Source organism: Luteibacter sp. dw_328 (assembly GCF_018449605.1).
Taxonomy (GTDB): domain Bacteria; phylum Pseudomonadota; class Gammaproteobacteria; order Xanthomonadales; family Rhodanobacteraceae; genus Luteibacter.
Window position 1 is genome coordinate 186,899 of sequence record NZ_JAAVUW010000009.1, and the last position, 25,235, is coordinate 212,133.

The following is a 25,235-nucleotide window of genomic DNA, read 5'->3' on the forward strand; positions in this document are numbered from 1 at the left end:
CGTGGCCGGGGGCGAAGGGTGCATGGGGGAAGGGTAGCCGATGGGCTGAGGCAAACTGGTATCGCCGATGAATCGGCTCCTACAAGAGCGCGGGCCCGTTCGTTGTAGGAGCCGATTCATCGGCGATGGGTGTTACCGAGACGCTTGATCAACAGCCAGGTTGAGCTTCAACACATTAACCCGAGGCTCGCCCAGCACACCCAACTGACGCCCTTCGGTATTGGCCGCCACCAACTCGCGCAACTTCGCGGGATCCAGGTGCCTTGCCCTGGCCACGCGAGCCAGCTGGTACTCGGCCGCGGCCGGGCTGATCTCCGGATCCAGGCCACTGCCCGACGCCGTCACCAGGTCCACCGGCACGGCGGCCTTGTTGAGGGGATCGGCGTCGCGCAGCGCGGCGATGCGATCGCTCGCCGCTTTGGCCAGGGCCGGGTTGGTCGGGCCCAGGTTCGACGGAGTGGACGCCGCGGCATTGTTCGGGCCCGGCGTGGTCGCCGACGGGCGACCCCAGAAGTAGCCGGGCGCCGTGAACGACTGACCGATCAGCGCGGAGCCGACCGGCTTGCCATCACGTTCGACCAGGCTGCCCGCCGCCTGGTGCGGGAACAGCAGGGCCGATAGCCCACCGACCACCGCCGGATAGGCCACGCCGGTGACCGCGGTCATGAGCAGGAGCAGGACGATGGCGTTACGCAGCAAGGTGGTCATGGGAGTTCCTTAGTAGTGCAGGATCGCGTCGACGACGGCGGTGGCCTGGTAGTCCTTGCGGCCACCGTTGTATGCATCGACGTCGTAAGACCGGTCGTAACGGATTTCGGGACGGATCTCGAGATCCGGAGTCACCCAATGGGTCATGCCGAGCGTGTGGCTGGTGTACTTGGTCGGGTACCCGGTGCGCTGACCCTTCTGGTCGTTATAGAACTCGTTGCGGAACGAGATCATGTTCTTCGGATCCAGTTCGACGTTGAAGTAGTTCACGATCCCGTACTCGCCGGCCTTGCCCGGGAACGGTGACGAGCCAGCGACTTTCGGATCGAAGTCCTCGCCATAGCCCGGAATGTTGCGGCCGTACATGTAGTACGCCTCGGTGAGCATGTGTACGTTGTCACTGAAGCGATGGCCCCAGGTGGTCACGTACATCTGCACGTTGTTGTAGTTGTAGTCGGAGTTGTTGAAGCTGTTCACGCAGGGATAGAGCATGTCGTTGTTGTCGGACGACACGTAGCGTACGCAGGCCTGCAACGTCGGGCGTGCCGAATGGTTCCACACCGCGGTGTCGTTGCCACCGTTGATGCCCACCTGCAATGTCCACTGCTGGTTGAGGCGCGTCGTGGTCATCACACCCATCTGGGTGTACGGATCCACGGTGTAGAGGATCGAGTGGGTGACCAGATAGTTGTTGGGCGAGAACTGCGCCTCGATGTCCGGCAACGACAACCAGCGACCGATGCGGATATCCATGCCTTCGGCAATGTGCGGCAGGTAGATGTCGCCGTAGAACAGCATCGGGTCATAGCCGTAAATCTTGCCGTTGAGCGGCTCGTTCGGCTTGGGATTGTTGAGAAGCTGGTTGCTGAAGACGCCCTTCGCCGTGGTGAAGTGGTAGTCGTAACCATAGAGGTTATCCAGGTGGAAGCCCCAGTCCACGTGATCGGTCTGCACGGTGTCGGCCAGGCGCTCGATGCGGAACAGGGCCTGGTTGAACTCGATGCGATTAGGACGCACCGCGTACGACACCGGATAGTTCGTGTGCGAGGACGTGCTCAGGTTGGCCGAGGCATTGAGCCAGCCATACACCTCGATGCGGTTGTCCTTCATCCACTTGCCGACGCTGTTGCAGGCAAGTGCCTTCTCGAGCGGGTACTGCGAGTTCTCGTTCGGCGCACCGATCGGATAGGGGACGCCACCTAGCTGCCATTCCGCCGAGGGGAACGGCGGTGACGAGAACGGCGCGGCCATGCCGCGGCGTGCCGGCGCCTCAGCGTTGGGATCGGCCGGCTGGGCATCTTCGCGGTAGGCGGCGGCAAGGCGGCTACCGAATCCCTGGGAGCAGTCGTCACTGCCCGAGGCCATGGCCTTGGTGACAGGTGCGAGTGCGAACATGGCGGCGAGGAAAGCATAACGAGTGGTACGCATGGCGTTTTGACCGATCCCTTTCGGGACCCCTTTATCGGTGGAGTGGGTGGGTTGGGCTTTACAGAAGACGGCGTTCAGATGCCGGCGTAGCCGCCGAGCGTGTATTCGTCGTCGTTGGGCGGTGTGACCGGAACCATGCGCGGCTTGATCACCGCGATCGGCGCGCCCGCAACGGCAGCGACGTGTTCCGGGGCGACGACGCGGACTTCCATGTCCAGATCGGCGTGGTCTTCGATGAAAACGGTGAGCTTCACGGAATGCATGGGGCGACCTCGGTCAGGCGAGTCCAAGAAGGACCAGCAGCATGTCGATCAACTTGATGCCAATGAAGGGCACGACGATGCCGCCAAGCCCGTAGACGAGCAGATTTCGACGCAGGAGCGCGCCAGCGCCGAGCGCGCGGTAGGCCACGCCCTTCAGTGCGAGCGGGATGAGACAGATGATGATCAGCGCATTGAAGATCACCGCGGACAGGATCGCGCTGCGTGGCGTGGCCAGGTTCATGACGTTGAGCGCATTGAGTGCGGGATACGTCGTGGCGAACGCCGCCGGAATGATCGCGAAGTACTTGGCGATATCGTTGGCGATGGAGAACGTGGTCAGCGAGCCGCGAGTGATCAGCATCTGCTTGCCGATGGCGACGATCTCGATCAGCTTGGTCGGATTGGAATCCAGGTCGACCATGTTGCCGGCTTCTTTCGCCGCCTGCGTGCCGCTGTTCATCGCCACCGCCACGTCGGCCTGGGCCAGCGCCGGTGCGTCGTTGGTGCCGTCGCCGCACATCGCCACCAGGCGGTTCTCGGCCTGCATGTCGCGGATGAGCTTGAGCTTGGCTTCCGGCGTCGCCTCGGCGAGGAAGTCGTCGACGCCGGCTTCGGCTGCGATCGCCGCCGCCGTGAGCGGGTTGTCGCCGGTGATCATGATGGTGCGGATGCCCATCTTGCGCATCTCGGCGAAGCGCTCCTTGATGCCGTCCTTGACGATGTCCTTGAGCTCGACCACACCCAGGGTCAGCGCGCCGTCGACCACGATCAGCGGCGTCGCGCCGCGACGGGCAACGTCTTCGGCCATGCGACGAACGAGCGGTGGCAGATGGCTGTCCTGAGTGTCGAGATAGCGCATGACGGCGTCCATCGCACCCTTGCGGATGTGGCGGGTGCCCACGTCCACACCGCTCATGCGGGTCTGCGCGGTGAACGGCACGAACTCGGCGCGGCGGTCGTCGTGGCGGCGCTCGCTGACGCTGACGCTGATGTACTTCGCGGCCAGGGTGACGATACTGCGGCCTTCCGGCGTCTCGTCGGCGCGCGAGGCCAGTTCGGCGGCCTCCGCGAGCTCGCGTTCTTCGATACCCGGGGCGGGGTAGAAGGCCACGGCCTGGCGATTGCCGAGCGTGATCGTGCCGGTCTTGTCGAGCAGCAGCACGTCCACGTCACCGGCGGCCTCGACCGCGCGGCCCGACGTGGCGATGACGTTGGCGCGGATCATGCGATCCATGCCGGCGATACCGATGGCCGAGAGCAGGGCGCCGATCGTCGTCGGAATCAGGCAGACCAGTAGCGCGATGAGTACGGTCAGGCTGATCGGCTCGCCCGCGCCAGCGGCCTGCACGCTGTAGATCGAGTACGGCAGCAGCGTCGCGCAGGCCAGCAGGAAGATCAGGGTGAACTTCGCCAGCAGGATCGTCAGCGCGATCTCGTTCGGGGTCTTGCGGCGAGAAGCGCCTTCGACCATCGAGATCATGCGGTCTAGGAAGCTCTCGCCAGGGTTGCTGGAGATGCGCACCACGATCCAGTCGGAGAGCACGCGGGTGCCACCGGTGACCGCGCTGCGGTCGCCGCCGGACTCACGGATCACCGGCGCGGATTCACCAGTGATCGCACTCTCGTCGACGCTGGCGGCGCCGACCACGATCTCGCCGTCGCCGGGGATGATCTCGCCGGCTTCGACAAGGACGTGATGGCCGAGGCGCAGCTCGCTGGACGGGGTGAAGACAATGGGCGCCTCGCGGTCCGCGGAAGCGAGCTTCTTCGCCATCACGTCACGACGGGAACCGCGTAGCGCGTCGGCCTGGGCCTTGCCGCGACCTTCCGCCAGCGCTTCGGCGAAGTTGGCGAACAGCAAGGTGAACCACAACCAGAGGCTGACCCAGAAGATGAACGCGGTCGGCGCTTCGGCGTGACCCGTAAGGGCCTGCACCCAGAGCAGCGTGGTGGCCACGCTGCACACGAAGACCACGAACATCACCGGGTTGCGGAACTGCATGCGCGGCGAGAGCTTGCGGAACGCGTCGACGAGGGCGCGAGTCACCAGCGCGCGATCGAAACCACGCGGGGTATGGGCTTGGGAAGTCATGGATCAGTGGCCCGTGGCGGACATCAGTTGTTCGGCGATCGGCCCAAGGGCGAGTGCCGGGAGGAAGGTCAGTGCGCCGACGACGATGACGACGCAGGCAAGCAGCGTGACGAAGAGCGGTGTATGCGTCGGCAGCGTGCCAGCGGTTTCCGGCACGTGGCGCTTGGCAGCCAGCGAGCCGGCCATGGCGAGCATCGCGATCGCCAGCGGGAAGCGGGCGAGGAACATGCAGATGGCCAGCAACACGTTCCAGAAGGGCGTATTGGCGGACAAACCACCGAACGCGCTGCCGTTGTTGTTCGCCGCCGAGCTCACCGCATAGAGGATCTCGCTGAAGCCGTGGGCACCCGGGTTAGCCACCGCCGCTGTGCCGGCCGGCGTCATCACCGCGATGGCCGTGCAGATCACCACCAGGGCACAGGGAATCAGTACGGCGAGGCTCGCCATCTTCATCTCGTGCGCTTCGATCTTCTTGCCGAGGTATTCCGGTGTACGACCCACCATCAGCCCGGCAATGAACACCGCGACCACAGCGAAGGCGAGCATGCCGTACAGACCCGAGCCGACACCGCCGAAGATCACTTCACCCAGCTGCATCAGCCACATGGGCACGAGGCCACCGAGCGGCGTGAGCGAGTCGTGGGCGGCGTTCACCGCGCCGCAGGACGCTGCCGTCGTGATGGCGGCGAACAACCCGGACGCGGCGATGCCGAAGCGCGTCTCCTTGCCTTCCATGTTGCCGCCGGCCTGCGTGGCCGAGGCCTGCGCGTCGATGGCCAACCCGTGCAGCGCCGGGTTACCGGCCTGTTCGGCGGCTACGAGTCCCAGCGTCAGCGGGACGAAAATAAGCAGCATGGTGGCGAGCAGCGCCCAGCCCTGGCGGCGATCGCCGACCATGCTGCCGAAGGTGTAGCAAAGTGACGCCGGAACAAGAAAGATCGCCAGCATCTCGACGAAGTTGGAGAACGGCGTCGGATTCTCGAACGGATGCGCGGAGTTGGCGTTGAAAAAGCCACCGCCATTGGTGCCGAGCATCTTGATCGCGATCTGCGACGCCGCCGGACCCATCGGCAAGGTCTGCTGGCCGTGCTGCAGGGTCGCGACGTCGACATAGGCCGACACGTTCTGCACCACACCCTGCGAAACCAGCAACAGGGCGATCACCAGGGAAAACGGAATGAGCACGTAGAGCGTGGCCCGGGTCATGTCGACCCAGAAGTTGCCCACCGCTGCGACGCCGCGACGGCTGAAGCCACGGATGACCGCGATCAGCACGGCGATGCCAGTCGCCGCCGACAGGAAGTTCTGCACCGCCAGGCCGATCGCCTGGGTGAAGTAGCTCATCGTCGACTCGCCGGCGTAACCCTGCCAGTTCGTGTTCGTCGCGAAACTCACCGCGGTGTTCATCGCCGAATCCGGCGTGATCGCACCGAAGTGCTGCGGGTTCAGCGGCAACCACTGCTGCGTGCGCTGGAGGATGTAGACGACGGCGAGGCCGGCTACGTTGAAGACCAGCATGGCGATGGCGTAGCGCTTCCAGCTCATGTCCTCGTCGGCGCGGATGCCCGACAGACGATAGAGCAGGTTTTCGGCGCGGGCGCCGAAGCGGTTCACGCGGTTGGGCGTCTCGGCGAACACCTGGGCCATGTAGTGGCCCATGGGTTTCACCAGCACGAGGAGGACGGCCAGGTACAGGCCGACCTGGAAGAAGTCGTTCGCGGTCATTCGAACCACTCCGGCTTCAACAGGGCGACGCAGAGGTAACCGGTCAGGGCCACCGCAACCACGGTGGCGATAAGCAGGACAAGGGACATGGCGGGCTCCTCAGCGACGACCGAGACGGTCGCAAATCATGAGGAAGCCGATCGTCAGCGCCGTAAGGGCGACAACGAGAAGGACGTACAGGAGTTCCACGGGTGCATTCCGTCGAAGAAGACGGCGCATTGTTCTCCCGGGGCGATATTTCCTGCGTATCGCGCCCCGCGGGGCGCGTAAATTTCCCGTAAATTTCCTACGCGGCGGGTTTTGTAGGAGCCGATTCATCGGCGAAAAGCCAACGAAGCGGCCTAGCCGGAACGCCAATCGCCGATAAATCGGCTCCTACAACAGCATCATTTTCCGAGGTTTTGCTGGAACAGCTCGTCGATGCGGCGGTATTCGTCGTACCAGGAATCGGCGTGGACGAAACCATGCCGCTCCAGCGGGTACAACGACATCCAGAAGTTCTTCTTGTGCAGCTCGATGAAACGCTGGTACAGGCGGACGGTGTCGCTGGCCAGCACGTTGTCGTCGATCAGGCCATGTTCCATCAGCAGCGGGTCGGACAGCTTGTCCGCATACATGATGGGCGAGCTGGTCGCGTAGGCCTCGGGATCGAGCTGGGGATCGTTGAGGATGTTGGCCGAGTATTCGTGGTTGTAGCTGGTCCAGTCGGTGACCGGGCGCAGGGCCGCGCCGGCCGCGAACTCACCCGGGGCGCGCAGCAGCGCCATCAGGGTCATGAAGCCGCCGTAGCTGCCGCCATAGATACCCACTCGCTTGGGATCCACGTGCTGGTTCTTCACCAGCCAGGCCTTGCCGTCGAGCAGGTCCTCGAGTTCGGGATGACCCATGTTGCGGTAGATCGCCGTGCGCCAGTCGCGGCCGTAACCCTTCGAGGCGCGGTAATCCATGTCGATCACGACATAACCGCGCTGCACCAGCAGGTTGTGGAACATCTGCTCGCGGAAGTACGCCGGGTAGGACAGGTGCACGTTCTGCAGGTAGCCGGCACCGTGGACGAAGATCACCGCCGGGCGCAATGCCGCGGCCGAGCTGTCGGCCGGACCGTAGAACTTCGCCCAGATGGTGCCCGCGCCATGGCTGGACGGCACCTGCACGATCTTCGGTGCCACCCACTCGCGCGCCTTGTAGGCGGCCTTGCGTGTGTCGGTCAACTCGCGAGCCGCCGAGCCGTCCACGCCGATCGTCGCCAGCTGGGACGGCACGTACGACGACGAGTGCAGCACGGCGAGCGAGCGGCCATCCGGCGACAGTGCGAAGTCGTCCAGGCCTTCGAACCTGGTGATGCGGGTCAGCGCGCCGCCGGTCGCCGGCACGCTGTAGATGTCATAGCTATACGGTGCGACCTGGTTGGTGCGCACGAAAAAGGTCGAACCATCCGGGCTGAGCACGGGGTGGTCGGTTTCAAAGCGGCCGCTGGTGATCGCCGTGGCCTTGCCGCCGAGCGGGCGCGTGTAGAGCTGGGCGAACCCGGATTCCTCGCTGAGGTACCAGAGGGTGCGGCCATCGCGCAGCCAGCCGAAGTCGTTGCCGTCCCAGTTGATCCAGGCCTTGTCGGTCAGGCGGTGCTGGCTGACCAGTGCATGCCTGTCGAAGTCGACGCTGGCGATCCAGCGGTCCTTGTTGTCGATCGCGCGCAACTGCACGGCCACGTTGTGACCGTCGTCGCTCCAGACGATGCCCGGGCTGTACTCGCCGTTGACGATGACGGGCCGGACCTTCGGTGCAGCCAGTGCGTCGGCACGGTCACCCTTGCCGTCCTTGCGCAGCGCGGCCACGGTCTTCGCACGGAGCTCGGCGAGCGGATCCTCGCCGATACCCGGGAGTTTCGCGGTGTCGAGCTCGAAGCTGGTGTGCGCACGGAGGTCGAGCAGCCGCAGGGACTGGGGTGCCGGATCGTTGCGGCCGACGTAGGCGCGCGTGGCCTCGGCTTCGGCATAGCCGGAGTCGGTGACGTAATGCGTGAGGTCGGCGATCTTGCCGCCATCGGCGTCCTTGGCCTGGGTAACCACCAGCATCCAGCGGCCGTCCGGCGACAACGAGGTATCGGTCACCGTGACGTTCTTGCCCAACCAGAACGGCTGCGGCGCCTGGCCCGGATCGGCGGCGGCCAGCGCCTCTGCGTCGGCCTTCATCGCATCGTCGTCCGCGCGCAGGCTGCGCAACGTCTTGAAGATGGCCTGCTGGTCGTCTTTCAGGTCATCGGACTTCGTCGCTTTCGGATCGTCCTTCTCTTCGAGCAGCGCGGCTGGCGTCACCGGGCCGCCGGCGACCGCGTAGGTGAACCAGGCGTTGCCACTTCGAAAGGAAAGCAGGCGGCCATCCAGGGAGAAGTGCGGGTCTCGCTCCTTCGCCGCCGACCGGGTCACCTGCACCGTGGCGCCCGTGCCGAGGTCACGCAGGAAGATGTCGCCGTGCCGGATAAAGGCCGCATGGCGGTGCTCGCGGTCGAACACCAGCTTGGTGCCATCGGCGCCCGCGGCGGCTTTCGGATCCAGTTGCACCGGCGTGCCACCGGTGGCTGCGACGCGGTAGAGATCGCGAACCGGCGTGCCGTCGTGCTTCAGCGAGTAGTACAGCTGTGTGCCGTCGACGCTCCAGTAAGCGTCTTCAACCGGTGCGCCGATCCAGTCCGGGTCGGCCATGATGGTTTCCATGTCCAGCGGCGGCGGCGCGGCGAAGGCCGGTGCGGTGGCTAGGATGGTAAGCAGGGCGGCGGCGAGTACGCGCATCGAACGTTTCCCGGGTCTGGCAAATCGGTCGAGGATAGCGCGCCTTTGATACGCTCGGGTCCCCTCCACCGGAGTCGTCCCCCATGCGCGTACTCGTTCCCCGCCTGCTCGCCGCGAGCCTGCTCGTTGCCTGCGGCGCCCACGCCGCTCCCACCAGCCCGCCGCCGACGCCGAAGCATGTGGTCGCCGAAACACTCGCCGGGCAGCCGGTGAACGATCCCTACCGCTGGCTGGAGAACCCGGACGCGGCGGACGTGACGGCGTGGATCGACGCGCAGAACGCCTATACCGAAGCGACCGTCGGCGCGATGCCGCTGGGCAAGGCGCTGAGCGCCCGCATCCGCGAACTGGCGATCACCTCGACCACCCGCTCGTCGCCCACGCTGGCCGGCGGCACCTTGTTCTATTTCGAGAACACGCCGCCGCAGCCGCAGCCCGTGCTGGTCGCCAAGGCCTGGCCGGATGGCCCCACCCGCACCCTTGTCGATCTCAACCAGGGTGATGGCAACACCGCCATCACTGAATACTGGCCGTCGCCGAGCGGCCGTTATCTTGCCTACGGCACGGCCGAAGGCGGCAGCGAGCTGACCACCATCCATATCCTCGACACCACCAGCGGCAAGCCGTTGGGCGATGTCCTGCCCCTGGCCGGCGGTGGCACGACACCCCAGGCGCTGGCCTGGGATGCCGACGAGAAGGGCGTGACCTACGCGCGCTTCGAAACGCCGAAGGCCGGTCAGGCCCTGCGCGAGTTCGATGCCGTGCTCGCGCACCACACGATCGGGGAGCCGGCCAGCAAGGACCGCACGGTGTTCGGCAAGGGTTACTCGCACGTCGCCGAGTACATCCTGCTCGAAGGCAGCGCGGGCAAGTCCGTCGCACTGCTCGCCAACGAAGGCGATGGCGGCCCGGCCGAGGTGTACCTGCGCGAAGGCAAGGGCTCCTTTGCCCGCGTACTCGGCCACGACGCGGACGCGCGCTCGGCCGCGTGGGTGGGTGACCGCCTTTTCGTGGTCAGCTTCGCCGGTGCGCCGCGGGGCAAGATCGTCGCGGTAGGGGCGGGCGGCAAGACCACGCCCGTGCTCGAACAAGGCGAGGGCGCGATCCAGCGCGTGACCCCGCTCGGTGACGGCTTCCTGGTCGTGCGCAGCGCGGGTCCCGACTGGTGGGCCGACCAGTACGACGCAAAGGCAGGCTTCGTTCGTCGCGTACCGCTACCCGCCACGGGTGTCACTATCAGCGGCATCGCCTCCGAGTCCGGCCAGAACAAGGCGCTGATTTCCTACGTCGGCTGGACCACGCCGACCCATTGGGCGGAGTACGACGGCGCCAGCGGTTCGCTGAAGACCATCTTCGAAGTGAAGCCCGCCGCCGACTATTCGAAGGTCCGCGTGACCCGCGTGGACGGCGTCTCGAAGGACGGCAGCAAGGTCCCGGTCACCGTGATCTCGATGGACGGCATCACGCCGAACGGCAAGCGCCCGACCATCCTCTATAGCTACGGTGGCTTCGGCATTCCGGTGACGCCGGGCTTTGTCGGCGCCAACCTCGCGTGGCTCGAGCGTGGCGGCGTCCTGGCTTACGCCAACATCCGCGGCGGCAACGAGTTCGGCGAAGCCTGGCACGAACAGGGCCAGAAGCTGCACAAGCAGAACGTGTTCGACGACTTCTACGCCGCGGCGCAGGCCATGGTTTCCTCGAAGTGGACCGACACGAAGCACCTCGGCATCCTCGGCGGCAGCAACGGCGGCCTGTTGATGGGCGCAGCACTCACCCAGCATCCGGAGCAGTATCGCGCCGTGGTCGGAGCCGTCGGTATTTACGACGTGCCGCGCCACGAAACCGCATTCGCGAATGGTCCGTACAACGTGAGCGAGTACGGCACCGTGAAGGACGATGCGCAAGCAAAAGCCACCCTGGCGTGGTCGCCATTGCACAACGTGAAGAAGGGGACGGCGTACCCGGCCGTGCTGCTGACCACCGGTGCCAACGACCCGCGTGTCGCTCCGTGGCAGTCACGCAAGTTCGCCGCGGCGTTGCAGGACGCAAGCACGTCCGGGCAGCCCGTGTTGCTGCTGACGCGCATGAATGCCGGGCATGGTATTGGTGCGCCTTTCAGCCAGCGTGTGGGTAATGCGGCGTTGTCGATGACGTTCTTCGCCACCGAGCTTGGGCTCGGCGAGTAAAAGCATCGCCGATGAATCGGCTCCTACCAAGCAAGGCGGACCCCGCACGGTAGGAGCCGATTCATCGGCGAAAGGGTGCTCGCGATAACACTCAAACAAGGAAGCCTTCGTGATCGTCTCGGACCTGTTCACCCTGCCCGCCTTCGTGGCGTATCTCGCTCTGGGCATCTTCTACTTCGTCGCCTTCGTGGTGACCTACATCTGGATCACGCCGCAACGCGAGATGGCGTTGATCCGTGATGGCAACCTCTCGGCGGCGATCAGCCTCGGCGGCGCGGCGCTGGGCTTCGTGCAGCCGCTGGCCAGTGCCATCGCGCACAGCGTGAATCTCACCGACCTTGCCCTGTGGGGGCTGGTCGCATGGGTCGTGCAGTTGCTGACCCACTTTGTCCTGCGACTGCTCGTCCGCAACCTGCGCCAGAAAATCGAAGAGGACGTGAGGTCGGTCGCTCTTTTCGTCGCGATCGTCGCGATATGCGTCGGCGCGCTGAATGCCGCCGCGATGTCCTACTGAGGCAACCGCCATGGAAAAGGACACGAAGTCGACGTCTATCGCCCCGCAGAAGGATGCGGCATTCAAACCCGCGACAGGGTACCGACATCCTTCCTTCTACCCACAGAAGGAACCACTGACGCGCAAGCGAACCGTCGCGATCACCCTGGGCGTGCTGGGCGCCGCCGCGGTGGGCTTCGCCACGCTCGGCGGCAAGGACGTGCAGCGCAACAGTTACAACTCGCAGGAAGACTGCGAGCACGACTACGCCACCGGTCAGTGCACGCGCGACCAGGCGGTCGGCGGCACAGGCTATGCGGGCGGTGGTGGGTACCACTATTACGGCCCGTGGTATCGCAGTGACTGGCGCAATGGTCCGATCAAGGGCGATCCTGGCCCGGGCCGGAGCTACGCCTCCGGGTCCGGCTTCACCGGCCATGGTCCGTCCGGATTCGACTTCGGCAGCCGTGGTGGCTTCGGCTCGAGCGGCCGTGTCTCCGCGCGGGGCGGCTGATGCGTCGCGACATCATTGCGCCACGCGAAGGTTGGCAGGACAAAGTCGAGGCGCTTGGTTTCGGCTTCCATACGATCGACGGCCAGGCCTACTGGCGTGAGGATGCGTGCTACGTATTCGACGAAGCCGCCGTGGATACGCTCGAAGCGGCGACAGCCGAGTTGCACGGCCTCTGCCTCGATGCCGTCGACCGCATCGTCCGCGCCGGTCGTTACGCCGACCTCGGCCTCGATGATCGCGCCGCGCAACTGATCGAGCGTAGCTGGTTCGATCGCGATCCGGCCTTGTATGGCCGTATGGACCTGTCTTTCGACGGACGCTCGCCGCCGAAGCTTCTCGAGTACAACGCCGACACCCCGACCTCGCTGTTCGAAGCCTCGGTGGTGCAGTGGTACTGGCTGGAAGAGGTCGCCCCTGACGCGGACCAGTTCAACTCGATCCACGAGAAGTTGATCGAACGATGGCGTGTTGTCGGGGGTGGCCCGCGCGTGCACTTCGCCGCGTGCTACGACAACCCCGAAGACGCGACGACGTGCGACTACCTGCTGGACACCTGCACGCAGGCAGGGCACGCGGTAGATGCCCTCGACATCGAATCGATCGGCTGGTCCGGCAAGGCGTTCATCGACCTGGCCGACCGTCCGATCGACCGCCTGTTCAAGCTGTATCCGTGGGAGTGGCTCATGAGCGAGGCCTTCGCCCAGCATATTCCCGCGAGCGGCACGCGGTGGATCGAGCCGCCGTGGAAAATGTTGCTCTCCAATAAGGCCATCCTGCCCATCCTCTGGGAATACTTTCCGCGGCATCCGAACCTGCTGCCTGCGAGCCGGCGTCGCGAGGATGTCGAGGGCGCGGTGGTCGGGAAGCCGTATTGGGGACGGGAGGGCGAGGGCATCGTGGTGCTTGCCGCTGGCGAGCGCGCTGACGCCAAACCCTTCCAGGTTTATCAGTCTCTCGCGCCGCTACCGGTATTCGATGGCCGTCATGCCCTGGTCGGCTCGTGGGTGATCGGCGACGAACCGGCAGGTATCGGGATACGCGAGGACGACGATCGTATTACCCGTAACACGAGCTGTTTCGTGCCTCATTTGTTTCGCTGACTTCGCTTAACGATGTGGCGGGTCGTACATTAAGGTGACGTAGTAAGTGACGCGGCCGGCCGGATTCTCGCGGCGAAAACTCGCGAAAACGAACGCGTCGGATGGCTGTTTGAACGGCGCCATCTGTGACTTGCCCGTCACCTGTACATTCCCTCCGGCGACACTGCCGACCAGATCGGGTGTGGTTCGGTTGATCGTCAAGAGCATCGCCGATGAATCGGCTCCCACATGGAGCTACCGCGAGTGCCGTGTAACATAATCGATTCTCGCACCCCGGAGTTCTCACATGCCCTTGCCCACCGTCGAAACCGAAACGAAGCCGTCGCCGACCTGGTCGGTCATCTGGCTGCATGGCCTCGGCGCCGACGGCAACGACTTCGCACCCATCGTGCCGGAGCTGGTCGACGCAAGCTGGCCCGGCGTGCGCTTCGTCTTCCCGCACGCGCCGGTGCGTGCGGTGACGGTCAACAACGGTGCACCCATGCGCGCGTGGTACGACATCAAGGGGCTTGCCATCGCGGACAAACAGGATGCCGAAGGCATCCGTGCCTCCATCGATGAAGTCGAAGCCTTGATTGCGCGCGAGGAAGAACGCGGTGTGCCTGCCTCGCGCATCATCCTCGCCGGTTTCTCGCAGGGCGGGGCCATGGCGCTCTCGGCGGGGCTTCGTCACCGCGAGACACTCGCTGGCCTTTTGATCCTCTCAGCCTATCTGCCCTTGCACGAGACCATCGAAGCCGAGCGCAGCGGGTCGAACCACGCCACGCCGATCTTCTGGGGCCATGGCAGCGCCGATCCCATCGTGCCGATGGCGTTGGGCGAGATGTCGCGGCAGGCGCTCGAGTCGCTCGGCCATCGCATCGACTGGCACAGCTACCCGATGGCGCACCAGGTCAGCCTGCCCGAGATCGCCGATGTGCGCGCCTGGCTGACGGAGCGCTTCGCCGCCGCGTGATCGCGTGTGCGGCGGGGTGAGCAGGCATCCGGCATACTCGCCGCATGCCCGCCACCCCCTCCGAAACGACCCGCGTTCCGCGCCCACCGTCGGCGCCGTTACCTGATTTCTGCAGCCTGCCGGTGTTGTTCGCCTTGCTCGTGGTGGGCGCGCTGACCGTGACCGTCATGTGGCTGGCCCCCGGCGGGACGGGCACGCTTCGCGATTACTGCATTGCCGTGCTCTTCACCAGCTGGCTCTCAGTGCTGCTGACCGTGGCGCTGTGCAAGCTGCGCGGCGGCATGCAACGACTGCCCGGCCTGCTGCCTTATGCGGCGGTCTGGCTCCTGCTGGTCGCTACCGTCGGGATCAGCGCGGCGGTGTTGGGGTGGATGGACCACGGTCTTGCGATCGGCATCACTCCCCGGCCAACGATCCACTTCGTCCGCGACAGCGTGGTCGCCACCGGGCTGCTCGGCGCGGGGCTGCTGCGCTACTTCTTCGTTGTCGCGCAGTGGCAGGTTCGCCTGGCCGCCGAGGCACAGGCACAGGTGGCCGCCCTGCAGGCGCGTATCCGTCCGCATTTCCTGTTCAACAGCATGAACGCCGTGGCCGCCCTGATCCGGGTCGATCCCGACGCGGCGGAGCGCACCGTCGAAAACCTTGCCGAGCTGTTTCGTGCGGCCCTGGGTAGCGACACGGAGTCCATCGGCACGCTCGGCGACGAGTGGATGCTCGTCGACCGTTACCTTGAGATCGAAGCGTTACGCCTCGGCCATCGACTGCGGGTGGAACGCGACATCGACGTACCGCCCGAGCTGCCCATGCCACGCATGCTCCTGCAGCCACTGGTGGAGAATGCCATCCGCCACGGCGTGCAACCGAGCCGCAGCGGTGGCACGATCCGCCTTGGCGGGAGCAGGGTACCCGGCGGCGTCGAGATCGTCGTCGACAATCCGATCGCCGATGGTGCACCCACACCCGGCACCGGGCACGGCTTGCGCAACGTACGCGAGCGCGTCCGCTTTCACTACGGCGAGCGCGCCAGCGTGAGGGTGGACACCGTGGCCGACCGTTTCATCGTGACCGTTTTCCTGCCGGAGTCCGCGAATGCGCGTGCTGATCGCCGATGACGAACCGCTCGCGCGGGCAAGGCTGGATTCGCTGCTCGCGCGGCGCGGCGACGTGCAGGTGGTCGGCAGCGTAGCCGACGGTGAGGCCGCACTCGAGGCCTGCGCGGCGCTGCAACCCGACCTGATCCTGCTCGATATCGAGATGCCCGGTCTCGGTGGCACGGCGGTGGCGCGTCGCCTTGCCGAGGCGGCGATACGGCCACAGGTGGTGTTCTGTACGGCCTACGAGCAGCATGCGTTGAGCGCGTTCGATCTTGGCGTCACGGACTACCTGCTGAAGCCCGTACGCGCCGAGCGCCTCGACGAGGCCCTCGATCGCGTGGCAACACGCTTGCGACCGACCCCCTCCACGCAGGCCACCTGGCTGCGCGCGCGCAACGGCGCCGACGAGGTCCGCGTGCGTCTGGACGATGTCCTCTATCTGCTGGCCGACGAGAAATACGTGGCCGTCCACCATGGCGGCGGCATGTGGCTGATCGACGACTCCCTGCGCCAGCTCGAAACGGCGCACGGCGACCGGCTGGTTCGCCTGCATCGCAATTGCCTGGTGCCGCGGGCCCGTCTCCTCGGCCTGCGAACGCTGAGCGATGGCCGCGTGCTCGCCCGGCTCTCCGGCACCGAGGTCACGCCCGAGGTGAGCCGGCGGAACCTGCCCGCGGTACGCCAGTTGCTACGTACCGACGCCGGCTGAGCGTGCAAGACCGGGGCGAAACGCGGGACAATCCCGCCTCGACCGATCGACCGCCTGGATAGAAATGACCGCACCACTTCGCATCGCCACCCGCAAGAGCGCCCTGGCCCTCTGGCAGGCCGAGCACGTTGCCTCCCTCCTGCGTCAGGCGCACCCGGGGTTGCAGGTGGAGCTGGTTCCCCTCTCGACTCGAGGCGACGAGATCCTCGATCGCTCGCTGGCAACTATCGGCGGCAAGGGCCTGTTCCTCAAGGAACTCGAAGTCGCCATCCTCGACGATCGCGCGGATATCGCCGTGCATTCCCTGAAAGACGTGCCGGCGGAGCTGGAGCCGGGCTTCGTGCTCTCGGCCATCCTCCCGCGCGCGGACGCCGCCGACGCCTTCATCAGCAACCAGTACGCGAATCTCGCCGACCTGCCGCACGCCGCGCGCGTGGGTACCTCGTCGCTGCGACGCCAGGCACAGCTACGCGCGGTGCGGCCCGACCTGCAACTGCTCGATCTGCGCGGCAACGTGAATACCCGGCTGGCCAAGCTGGATGAAGGCCACTACGACGCCATCATCCTGGCCTGTGCCGGCGTGGAGCGTCTGGGCCTCGGAAAACGCATCACCGCACGCCTCGCCAGCCCGGACTGGCTTCCGGCCCCGGGCCAGGGCGCGATCGCCGTGGAATCGCGCGCCAGCGACACCCGCGTTGCCGAATTGATGGCGGCCCTGGGCGACCCCGAGACACAGATTGCCGTGGACGCGGAGCGCGCCATGAACGAACGACTGGGCGGTAGCTGCGCCGTGGCGATCGGCGCGTGGTGCGTGGTGGCCGAATACGGCCTCACGCTGCACGGTATGGTCGGTAACGCCCATACCGGTGAGCTTTTGCGTGCGCAGGCCGACTCGAAGGCCGACACACCCGTGGAGCTGGGGCACGAAGTGGCGGCGATGTTGATCGGGCTCGGCGCCGAGGCGTTTTTAGCGCCTCAGCGTTGAGTGAATCCGGCGCGCGAACTCAGAAGTTATAGACGAGATTCGTCGTCATCAGCTTGTCGGTGCTCACCGTACCCGGCTGGATGTCGCTGTTGTAGCGGATCTGGTAACCCAGCTTCAGCGCCATCTTCTTGGTCATGCTGACCGACAGACCGATATCGTTCTGGTAGTACTGGTTCTTCGAGCCTGCTTCGATCAGCAGCGTGTCTTCCAGCGCGGTGTTCTCGGTAAGACGGTACTTGCCGTTGATCAGGCTACGTCCCACCACCTCACCTTCGTCCTTCGGGGTATATGGCTCCGACACAGCGGCGCCGGTGGCCGGATCCACCACCGGCGTGCCGTCGGCATTGAGCTCCGGGCGGGTGGACTTGGCCGGCTGGTAGCGCTTGTAACCGGGACCGACTTCGAAGGACAGCTCGGCGCGCTCGTTCTTCAGGGCGATGTAGCCGTAGCCGACCGAAACGATGCCCTGCCACAGGTTGGCGCCGAAGTCGTCGTGCTCGTAACGGGCGGCGGTCACGATGTAGCTGCGCGGATCGAACTTGTAGCCCACCGACGCGCCGGTGTCATACCGGTTGGCCGTGGTGCTGAATTTATCGATCGTGTTGCCGTCGGCATCGGTGACCGTCGTCTCGCCCTTCGAACGCAGGCCATTGAGATAGAGGTTGTTCTTCCACAGCTCGTTTTCCTGGCTCAGGCCGAGCTTGGCGTTGGCGTTTTCGGTGCGTGAGTTACCGCGCGACGAGGCGAAGCCGAATTCGCCCGAGCCGGTCCAGCCGCCGTTCTGGGCCGCATTGGGCGCGGCGTTGGGGGCCGGCGCGTTGGCGTCGAACGGAGCGGAGGCCGGAGTCGGAGCGGGCGTCGGTGCGGGCGCCGCGGCGACAACGGGTGTCGTCGTCGTGGTGGTCGTTGTGGCTGGCGTTGTGGTTGTCGTCGGCGTAGTCGTTGTCGTGGTAGTCGCCGTTGTGACAGGCGTAGCGGAGGTGGCGTTCTTGGTGGCGTTGGCGTCCTGCGCCGACGCGGTGAACGGCAGCGCGGCAAGGACGAGCGTGGCGATCAGGGATTGTTTCATCGTCTACCCGTATGTGAATGGAAGTGTAAATGGCTAGACTGCCATGAGCTGCGCATAGGCGCGCCCATAGAGCCTTTGCTCGAGACATTGACCGATAACGCAGCTTAACGCGGCCAAACCAGCGGCCGGCGCCAGCATCCGTCCGGCGGGGTGCGACACCAGTAAAAGACACGGCAGCCCGACTGAAAGCACCGCGACGCCGACACGCCCGACCAGCAGGCGCGCGGCCGCGCCACCGGTGGTGAAGCGCTCCGGCACGCCGCGCTCATCGGCCAGCTGGCGCAGCGCGCGCCAGCGCATGCCCTCGACGATACCCAACGCCAGCGCCACGGCAAGAAGCCCGAGTCGCCAGGGGGTGGGTGGATCGATCGCCGTCTCATTCTGCAGTGCGACGCAGACCCAGAGCCACAGACCGCCGGCGAACACGGCAGACACCGTGCGGCCCAACGGCTGCGTGTTGGCGAGCGCGGCCACGCCAGGAGGCAGCCGCCGCGACGCGCTCCGCGCGGTATACACAAGGGTGGCAAGTGTACACAGGACGAGGATGGCGCCGGCCAGACGGGTCGCCCAGAACGCGTTTTCGCCCCGCGCCAGGCCGGCCAGGGCCAGCATGGGCAGGTAATTCACCATGGCCACCAGTCCCTCGACCGTGGGCATCATGCGCTTTGCCGGGTTCCAGCCATGCCAGTCCGGCGCGAAACCCAGACGCAGGCAAGTGGCGATGAGACCCAGGCTGACGAACACGAGGCCGATGGCCAGGGGCGCGAGCACCTCGCCGCGGCCGTCGGGATAGACCCCGAGCGCCAGCGAGATGCCGAGCACCATCCACAGCCCATAGCCGGCCGCCGTGGCCGTCTGGATGACCACGAGAGGGGCGGTGAACAGGATGTCGGCGCGAGGAGCGTCGTCCGGCGGTTCGTGTGGACCCACCAGAGCCGGGCCTGCGTGCTTCGGTTCCGCCATGGTCGGGGGAGGCCTTCGGCGAATCGCAAAGCAGCATTTTTGCGCCTTATGGCCCCCGGCGCAAACTTGCGATCGGGCGACCCCCCGAATGGCCGAGTCTCATGTCCCTTGCGGACGGCCATCGCCACCGCCATGCTTGAGTCGCGTAGATACGGGCGTCACGCCCGCCCGGACACACTTCCCGAAGCACCATCCAGCCGGCGACACCCATGGACCGCTACGAGCGCATTCTCACCCTGCACCGCCTGCTGAAGTCAGCGCACTATCCCGTGCCGCTGTCCCGGCTGATGGACGAGCTCGAATGCTCGCGTGCCACGCTCTACCGCGATGTCGCCTTCCTGCGCGATGCGCTGGGCGCACCCGTGCAGAGCGTCGCCGGCGAGCAAGCATCGTTCCGCTACGACGCCTCCGAGGCCGACAGCTTCGAGTTGCCTGGCCTGTGGCTGACCAGTGACGAGCTGGCCGCGCTGATGGCGCTCAATGAGCTTATCGGTCGATCCGATCCCGGTGTGCTCGCAGGCGCGCTGGCGCCGTTCAAGGCGCGCATCGAACGCCTGCTTTCCGACCACGGCAGCGGCAAGGCCTTGCCCGTGGACCGCATCCGGGTGATTTCCTGGGGCGCGCGCAAGATGGACCAGCAGGTGTTTCGCTTCGTCGCAGGCGCGACGCTCGAGCGTCGCCAGCTGAGCTTCCGTTACCGCGCGCGCACCACCAATGCCGATTCCAAGCGCACGGTGTCACCGCAGCGGCTCACCCACTATCGCGACAACTGGTACCTCGACGTCTGGGACCACGACCGTGAAGCCCTGCGCAGCTTCGCGGTGGATCGCATCGCGGACCCGCAGTCGCTGGAGACGAAGGCCAGGGACGTGGACGACGCCGAGCTTAACGACCTGCTCGCCTCCAGCTATGGCATCTTCGCGGGCAAGCCCAAGGCCTGGGCAACTATCCGTTTTTCTTCGCATGCCGCGCGTTGGGTGGCAGACGAACACTGGCACTCGCAGCAGAAGGGCGAGTCCCTGCCGGATGGACGTTACGAACTGAAGGTGCCGTATTCGAACTCGCGCGAACTGTTGATGGACGTGCTCAAGTACGGGCCGGATGCCGAGATCGTCTCGCCACTGCCGCTTCGCGAAGAAATGAAGATCCTGCTCCAGTTGGCCCTGACCGGCTACCAGAACAGTTCGAACAACCACCACTGAGCGCCGCCGCTGCATGAGTGAGATCGATATCGCGGATCCGGGCGCCCTGCCCGCCGCCAGCGGTACGCCGCGTAAGCCGCGTGTGGCCCTTGCGCTCGGTGCAGGGGCGGCAAAAGGACTCGCCCATATCGGCGCGATCGAAGTCCTCGAGGAACGCGGTTTTGAAATCGTCGCCATTGCCGGCACGTCGATGGGTGCGCTCGTCGGCGGCATCTACGGCATGGGCAAGCTCGATGTGTATCGCGACTGGGTTTCCGCCCTGGCGCGGTTCGACGTGTTGCGCCTGGTCGACTGGAGCTTCTCGGGCGGTGGTTTCATCAAGGGCGACCGGATCATGGCGGCGCTGCGCGAGCTCATCGGTGAGGTCAACATCGAGGAGCTCAATGTTTCCTATACGGCCGTGGCGACCGACCTGGATCGCGAGCGCGAAGTGTGGCTCACCAAGGGCCCGCTGTTCGATGCGATCCGCGCCTCCATCGCCATCCCGACGCTCTTCCGTCCGTACGTTCACGACGGTCGCCGCCTGGTCGACGGCGCGCTGCTGAATCCGCTGCCCGTGCTGCCGCTGATGCGCGAAGACGCCGACTACGTGATCGCCGTGAGCGTGGATGGCGCGGCCGAACTGCAGAAGCCACCGGAAAAGGACGTGACCGTGCGCACCGACGAAGGGTATACCGCCAAGCTCGGGCGTCTGATCGGACGCGTACTGCCTTCGTCGGATGGCAAGCCGAAGCTCAGGGATCCCGGTGCGTTCGACCTGATGACCCAGGCGATGGACCTGATGCAGGCCAATCTCTCACGGCTGCGCCTGGCGGCCTACCAGCCGGACGTGCTGATCGAGATTCCGCGCAATGTGTCGACGGTTTACGAGTTCTACCGCGCGCGCGAGTTGATCGAGCTGGGAAGGGAGCGCACGGCGAAGGCGTTGGATGCGTGGCAGCCGCGGATGCTGGTGCGCTGAAAGCATCGCCGATGAATCGGCTCCTACAAGAGCGCCGCAGCCTGCTCTCGTAGGAGCCGATTCATCGGCGATGCTCTTGGCCTCAGACTTCTTCGGTACGCGTCACCTTAGCCCGCCGCATCAACCAGGCCACGCCGCGCAAATCGGCCAGCCCGACCCAAAGCCGGTCCAGCATCCCGTACTTCGACGTCCCCGCTGTGCGCGGACGATGGCCTACCGGCACGCTCTGGCTGGCAAAACCCGCACGCTTCACCAGCGCCGGCAGGTAGCGATGCATGTGGTCGAAGTAGGGCAGGCGCATGAACGTCTCGCGTTCGAACAGCTTCAGGCCGCAACCGGTATCCGGGGTACTGTCCTGGAGCATGCGCGAGCGCACCGCATTAGCGACCTTCGACGAGATGCGCTTGTTGAAACTGTCGCGCCGCGTGACACGCCAGCCAGCGAACAGCTTCAGCGCCGGCGAGGCGTCACGCGCGGCGAGCAGCTTGGGAATATCGGCGGGGTCGTTCTGGCCGTCGCCATCCAGCGTGGCGATCCACGGCGCACGCGCGTTGCGCACGCCATTCCAGACGGCCGTGCTCTGGCCGCTGCGGGTGAGGTGCCGGATGACCCGCAGCTCCGGATACTGCGCCTTGGCGGCGGTGAGCACGGCGACGCTGTCGTCGGTGCTGTCGTCGTCCACGTAGATGATCTCGAAGTCGATCCGGCCGCGCAGCGCCGAGGCGATCTCGGCGAGGAGGGGCGGGATGTTGTCGCGCTCGTTGAAGACGGGCACGACTACGGCGAGGTCGGTCATCGCGATTCCGGGGTGGCTCGATTCGGGGCGGCATTATCGCCCAACCGGCCCGGGATGGGGCCGCGCTCGCCGCGTTCGTTCAGATCCGGCCGATGACTTGCGGCGCCGGGCCTTCGATCGCGGCACGCCAGCCCCGCTCCACGGCGTCCATCGCGCTGCGGCTGGCGCCCTGCTGGGCCAGGACCACCAGGGTACCGCCGTGCAGCGGCATCTGGCGGCCTTCCCAGCCATCACGCACGAAGGTGCCGGGCGTGGTGTCCATCTTGCCCGGCATGTACAGGGCCACCACCGGCTCGTCGTTCATGCGGGTCACCAGGTGCACGGCCGGGTACGGGCCCACCGTGCAGTCGCGCACGTAGGTGACGCCGGCCGGCATCGGCCCCTTGAGCCGCGTCGCGCGGCCGACGAAACCGGCCTCGACCTGGGCGTCGGTCATGGGCTCGGTCAGGCTCAGCGCATCCATCTCGCCGGGCATGTGCGCCACGGCGAGGGCGGGTAGCGAGTTGAGATCATTCTGACGCCACATCAGGCCCACCCCGGCGAAGGCGATGACGACCGAGGCCGCCATGGCCAGCCAGGCACGACGCATGCCCACCTGGCGGCGACGCTCGCCCGTGGCCTGGGCGAGCAGGATCCGGTCGACGAGACTTTCGGGGAGGGGAATGGCCAGCGCGGCTTCGAGATCGTCGTCGAAACGCTGTGCGCGCTGCCAGAACGCGGCACAGCCGTCCTTGCAGCTGTCGCGATGGGCGATCAGTTCGGGAGCGCGCGAGCGCGGCTCGGCGCCGATGCGGCGGCGGAATTCGAGGCAGTTCATTTCCGGCCTCCTTCAGCCGCGGCGCGTCCGCCGAGCAGGTCCTTGAGACGCTGACGTGCGCGGAACAACTGGGTCATCACCGCGCCAGGCTGTTGATCGGTGGCGGCGGCGATCTCGTCGCAACTCATGCCACCGAGCACCTGCATGGCCAGGGGCTCGCGGTATTTGTCGGGCAACTTGAGCATGGCGTCGCGCACCTGGGCGGCATCGCCACTGCGCTCCGGGCTGGCAAAGGCGGCCTCTTCGGGCACGGTGTCGTCCAGTTCCACGGTGTCGAAGCGCTTTCGTTCGTAAAGGCGCGCGTGTTCGCGGCGCAAAATGGTGATCAGCCAGGGCTTCGCGGATTCGGCGTCGCGCAGCGAGTCGAGGTTTTTCCACGCGCGCAGGAAAGTCTCCTGGACCAGGTCCTGGGCCACGGACTCGTTGCGCGACAGCCAGAAGGCGAACCGGTAAAGGTCGGCCGACAGGGCGCGCACCATCGCTTCGTATTGGCGCTGCTTCGGGTTCACGTCCTTATGGACCGGAGGCATGGCCATTTCCTTTCAGATCCGCGCTCAGCGGACCTTGGTCAGGATGCCGTCGAGCTCGTCGAGGCTGTGGTAATGGATGACGAGCTTGCCCTTGCCGCCGCGACCGTGCGCCAGTTCGACGCGCGTGGCGAAACGCTCCGCCAACTCCCGCTCCAGATTGGCGATGTTCGGGTCGGCCGGGTTGGCCTTGGCCTTGCCCTTCGGCGCCAGCTGCGCCTTGCGTGCGGCCTCTTCCAGTTCGCGCACGGTCCAGCCGTGGCGCGCAGCTTCCAGCGCCAGCGGTTCGGCGATGCTGTGCGGAAGGGTGAGAAGCGCGCGCGCGTGGCCCATTTCCAGCTTGCTCTCGTCCAGCAGCGTCTTGATCGACGCCGGCAGGTCGATCAGGCGCAGTAGGTTCGACACGGCGGCGCGCGAACGGCCGACGGCATCGGCTGCCTGCTGGTGCGTGAGGTCGAATTCATCGATCAGGCGCTGCAGGGCCTGGGCTTCCTCGAGCGGCGTGAGCTCCTGGCGCTGGATGTTTTCGATCAGCGCCATGGCGAGCACGGACTGCTCGGGCACGTCCTTCACCAGCGCCGGGATCTCGCTCATGGAGGCGCGCTGCGCCGCGCGCCAGCGACGCTCGCCGGCAATCAGCTCGTAACTGTTCTTGCCGATGGCGCGAACCACCACCGGCTGGATGAGGCCCTGGGCCTTGATCGAGGCGGCGAGCTCGTCGAGCGCCTCGTCGTTCCAGTGGCGGCGCGGCTGGTACTTGCCGGCCTGGATCTGGTGGATAGGCAGCAGTCGCAGCTCGCCTTCCTGCTCGACGATCGACGGACCGGCATCAGGGCCGGCACCACCACCGAGCAGGGCATCCAGGCCACGGCCGAGTCCACGTTTCTTCGCTGCTGCCATTGAAGGAATTCCTTAAGGTGCCGTCGGAACCGTGTCGGTGGCGTCGGGCGCCGCGTCGTCGGTCTCGGGGGTGTCGCTTGCCGCGCCTTGTGCCGCCAGCATGGCGCGTTCGCGGCGAATGATTTCGCCGGCGAGGCCGATGTAGGCGATGGCGCCGCGCGACCCGCGATCGTAGAGATGAATGGGCTGGCCGTGGCTGGGCGCCTCGGCAAGACGCACGTTACGCGGAATGATCGAGCGCAGCACCTTGTCGCCAAAGTGCAGGGTGAGCTGGGCCGAGACCTCGTTGCCGAGGTTGTTGCGCACGTCGTACATGGTGCGCAGCAGGCCTTCGACCTCGAGTTCGGGGTTCAGGCGCATGCGCACGGCCTTGATCGTGTCGAGCAGGCTCGACAGGCCTTCCAGCGCGAAGTACTCGCACTGCACGGGAATCAGCACGCCGTCGGCCGCGGTGAGCGCGTTGAGCGTCAGCAGGTGCAGCGAGGGCGGGCAGTCGATCAGGATGGTGTGGTAGTTGTCCGCGACCTTGGCGAGCTGCTCTTTCAGGCGATGCTCGCGCGCCATGCCGTCCATCAGTTTCAGCTCGGCGGCGGTGAGGTCGCCGTTACCCGGGAGCAGGTCGTAACCGGCCTCGGTGCGCACCAGCACGCTGCCGATCTCCACTTCGCCCAGCAGCACTTCGCAGCCATTCGGCTTGGCCTCGTGCTTGTCCACGCCCGACGCCATGGTGGCGTTGCCCTGCGGATCGAGGTCGACGAGCAGCACCTTGCGCCGCGCGGCGGCCAGGGCCGCGGCGAGGTTGACGGAGGTGGTGGTCTTGCCGACGCCGCCTTTCTGGTTGGCGACTGCGAGGATGCGGGCCATGGAGGGTCGTTATCTACCGAGCGCGGAAGGGGCGCTAGCGTAGCATTGCCGGGAGGTCCAGCCCTAGACAGGGTGTAAGGGCTGAAGCAGCTCCT

Annotated in this window: 25 protein-coding genes; 10 read left to right on the forward strand and 15 right to left on the reverse strand. The window is 66.0% G+C overall.

Annotated elements, in window-relative coordinates; translation table 11 throughout:
• Positions 1–132: 132 nt before the first annotated feature.
• From kdpC to HB634_RS20745, 7 genes are all read right to left on the reverse strand, one after another.
• Positions 133–708, reverse strand: a complete 576-nt coding sequence (gene kdpC / locus HB634_RS20715; RefSeq protein ID WP_213949969.1) for a potassium-transporting ATPase subunit KdpC — start codon at positions 706–708, stop codon at positions 133–135.
• 9 nt (positions 709–717) lie between these two features.
• The gene (locus HB634_RS20720; protein WP_063571505.1) at positions 718–2,136 is read right to left on the reverse strand and encodes an outer membrane beta-barrel protein; all 1,419 of its coding nucleotides are present in this window, start codon (positions 2,134–2,136) and stop codon (positions 718–720) included.
• A 74-nt stretch (positions 2,137–2,210) separates the two neighbouring features.
• Positions 2,211–2,399, reverse strand: a complete 189-nt coding sequence (locus HB634_RS20725) for a hypothetical protein (protein WP_213949970.1) — start codon at positions 2,397–2,399, stop codon at positions 2,211–2,213.
• Between the two features lie 13 nt (positions 2,400–2,412).
• Complete coding sequence (kdpB, locus tag HB634_RS20730; RefSeq protein ID WP_213949971.1) at positions 2,413–4,491, reverse strand: potassium-transporting ATPase subunit KdpB; 2,079 nt, start codon at positions 4,489–4,491, stop codon at positions 2,413–2,415.
• 3 nt (positions 4,492–4,494) lie between these two features.
• Complete coding sequence (gene kdpA / locus HB634_RS20735; protein WP_063571508.1) at positions 4,495–6,216, reverse strand: potassium-transporting ATPase subunit KdpA; 1,722 nt, start codon at positions 6,214–6,216, stop codon at positions 4,495–4,497.
• The gene (kdpF, locus tag HB634_RS20740; RefSeq protein ID WP_063571509.1) at positions 6,213–6,305 is read right to left on the reverse strand and encodes a K(+)-transporting ATPase subunit F; all 93 of its coding nucleotides are present in this window, start codon (positions 6,303–6,305) and stop codon (positions 6,213–6,215) included. The genes kdpA and kdpF overlap by 4 nt, the downstream gene beginning before the upstream one ends.
• A gap of 297 nt (positions 6,306–6,602) precedes the next feature.
• The gene (locus HB634_RS20745) at positions 6,603–9,005 is read right to left on the reverse strand and encodes a prolyl oligopeptidase family serine peptidase (protein ID WP_213949972.1); all 2,403 of its coding nucleotides are present in this window, start codon (positions 9,003–9,005) and stop codon (positions 6,603–6,605) included.
• An 83-nt stretch (positions 9,006–9,088) separates the two neighbouring features.
• On the opposite strand from HB634_RS20745, the gene HB634_RS20750 reads away from it, so the two are divergent.
• From HB634_RS20750 to HB634_RS20765, 4 genes are all read left to right on the forward strand, one after another.
• Complete coding sequence (locus tag HB634_RS20750) at positions 9,089–11,191, forward strand: prolyl oligopeptidase family serine peptidase (protein ID WP_213949973.1); 2,103 nt, start codon at positions 9,089–9,091, stop codon at positions 11,189–11,191.
• Positions 11,192–11,300: 109 nt separating this feature from the next.
• The gene (locus HB634_RS20755) at positions 11,301–11,705 is read left to right on the forward strand and encodes a DUF350 domain-containing protein (RefSeq protein ID WP_213949974.1); all 405 of its coding nucleotides are present in this window, start codon (positions 11,301–11,303) and stop codon (positions 11,703–11,705) included.
• Between the two features lie 10 nt (positions 11,706–11,715).
• Entirely contained in the window at positions 11,716–12,198 is a 483-nt protein-coding gene (locus HB634_RS20760) for a hypothetical protein (protein WP_063572830.1), read from the forward strand.
• Entirely contained in the window at positions 12,198–13,298 is a 1,101-nt protein-coding gene (locus HB634_RS20765; RefSeq protein ID WP_213949975.1) for a glutathionylspermidine synthase family protein, read from the forward strand. The genes HB634_RS20760 and HB634_RS20765 overlap by 1 nt, the downstream gene beginning before the upstream one ends.
• A 6-nt stretch (positions 13,299–13,304) precedes the next feature.
• Here HB634_RS20765 and HB634_RS20770 read toward each other — a convergent pair whose 3' ends face one another.
• Positions 13,305–13,505 (reverse strand): hypothetical protein, encoded by a 201-nt coding sequence (locus tag HB634_RS20770; protein WP_213949976.1) that lies wholly within the window; start codon positions 13,503–13,505, stop codon positions 13,305–13,307.
• A 79-nt stretch (positions 13,506–13,584) separates the two neighbouring features.
• Between HB634_RS20770 and HB634_RS20775 the strand changes: the two genes are divergently transcribed.
• From HB634_RS20775 to hemC, 4 genes are all read left to right on the forward strand, one after another.
• Positions 13,585–14,253, forward strand: a complete 669-nt coding sequence (locus HB634_RS20775) for an alpha/beta hydrolase (RefSeq protein ID WP_213949977.1) — start codon at positions 13,585–13,587, stop codon at positions 14,251–14,253.
• A 44-nt stretch (positions 14,254–14,297) separates the two neighbouring features.
• Positions 14,298–15,365, forward strand: coding sequence for a histidine kinase (locus HB634_RS20780; RefSeq protein WP_213949978.1), 1,068 nt, complete (start codon positions 14,298–14,300; stop codon positions 15,363–15,365).
• A complete protein-coding gene (locus tag HB634_RS20785; protein ID WP_063574079.1) occupies positions 15,343–16,056 on the forward strand; it encodes a LytTR family DNA-binding domain-containing protein in 714 nt (237 codons plus the stop codon). Before HB634_RS20780 ends, HB634_RS20785 begins: the two co-directional genes overlap by 23 nt.
• A 64-nt stretch (positions 16,057–16,120) precedes the next feature.
• Positions 16,121–17,041: a hydroxymethylbilane synthase gene (hemC, locus tag HB634_RS20790; protein ID WP_213949979.1), complete on the forward strand. Its 921-nt coding sequence runs from the start codon at positions 16,121–16,123 to the stop codon at positions 17,039–17,041.
• A gap of 19 nt (positions 17,042–17,060) precedes the next feature.
• Here the strand turns inward: hemC and HB634_RS20795 are convergent, their stop codons facing one another.
• Both HB634_RS20795 and HB634_RS20800 read right to left on the reverse strand, forming a co-directional pair.
• The gene (locus HB634_RS20795; protein ID WP_082879361.1) at positions 17,061–18,110 is read right to left on the reverse strand and encodes a DUF481 domain-containing protein; all 1,050 of its coding nucleotides are present in this window, start codon (positions 18,108–18,110) and stop codon (positions 17,061–17,063) included.
• 33 nt (positions 18,111–18,143) lie between these two features.
• Positions 18,144–19,040 carry a hypothetical protein gene (locus HB634_RS20800; RefSeq protein ID WP_213949980.1) on the reverse strand — a complete coding sequence of 299 codons (897 nt, stop codon included), beginning with the start codon at positions 19,038–19,040 and terminating at the stop codon, positions 18,144–18,146.
• A 242-nt stretch (positions 19,041–19,282) separates the two neighbouring features.
• Here HB634_RS20800 and HB634_RS20805 point away from each other — a divergent pair, with 242 nt between their 5' ends.
• Together HB634_RS20805 and HB634_RS20810 are read left to right on the forward strand one after the other, a co-directional pair.
• A complete protein-coding gene (locus HB634_RS20805) occupies positions 19,283–20,275 on the forward strand; it encodes a YafY family protein (RefSeq protein ID WP_213949981.1) in 993 nt (330 codons plus the stop codon).
• Positions 20,276–20,288: 13 nt separating this feature from the next.
• Positions 20,289–21,236: a patatin-like phospholipase family protein gene (locus HB634_RS20810; RefSeq protein WP_063573756.1), complete on the forward strand. Its 948-nt coding sequence runs from the start codon at positions 20,289–20,291 to the stop codon at positions 21,234–21,236.
• An 82-nt stretch (positions 21,237–21,318) separates the two neighbouring features.
• Here HB634_RS20810 and HB634_RS20815 read toward each other — a convergent pair whose 3' ends face one another.
• The 5 genes from HB634_RS20815 to HB634_RS20835 form a co-directional block, all read right to left on the reverse strand.
• Positions 21,319–22,038 (reverse strand): glycosyltransferase, encoded by a 720-nt coding sequence (locus tag HB634_RS20815; RefSeq protein WP_213949993.1) that lies wholly within the window; start codon positions 22,036–22,038, stop codon positions 21,319–21,321.
• A gap of 73 nt (positions 22,039–22,111) precedes the next feature.
• On the reverse strand, positions 22,112–22,849 hold the full coding sequence (locus HB634_RS20820; RefSeq protein WP_213949982.1) for a DUF3379 family protein: 738 nt from the start codon (positions 22,847–22,849) through the stop codon (positions 22,112–22,114).
• A complete protein-coding gene (locus HB634_RS20825) occupies positions 22,846–23,379 on the reverse strand; it encodes a sigma-70 family RNA polymerase sigma factor (protein WP_159890234.1) in 534 nt (177 codons plus the stop codon). Before HB634_RS20825 ends, HB634_RS20820 begins: the two co-directional genes overlap by 4 nt.
• Before the next feature lie 24 nt (positions 23,380–23,403).
• Complete coding sequence (locus tag HB634_RS20830; RefSeq protein WP_063573624.1) at positions 23,404–24,276, reverse strand: ParB/RepB/Spo0J family partition protein; 873 nt, start codon at positions 24,274–24,276, stop codon at positions 23,404–23,406.
• A 12-nt stretch (positions 24,277–24,288) separates the two neighbouring features.
• On the reverse strand, positions 24,289–25,140 hold the full coding sequence (locus tag HB634_RS20835; RefSeq protein ID WP_213949983.1) for a ParA family protein: 852 nt from the start codon (positions 25,138–25,140) through the stop codon (positions 24,289–24,291).
• Positions 25,141–25,235 lie beyond the last annotated feature (95 nt).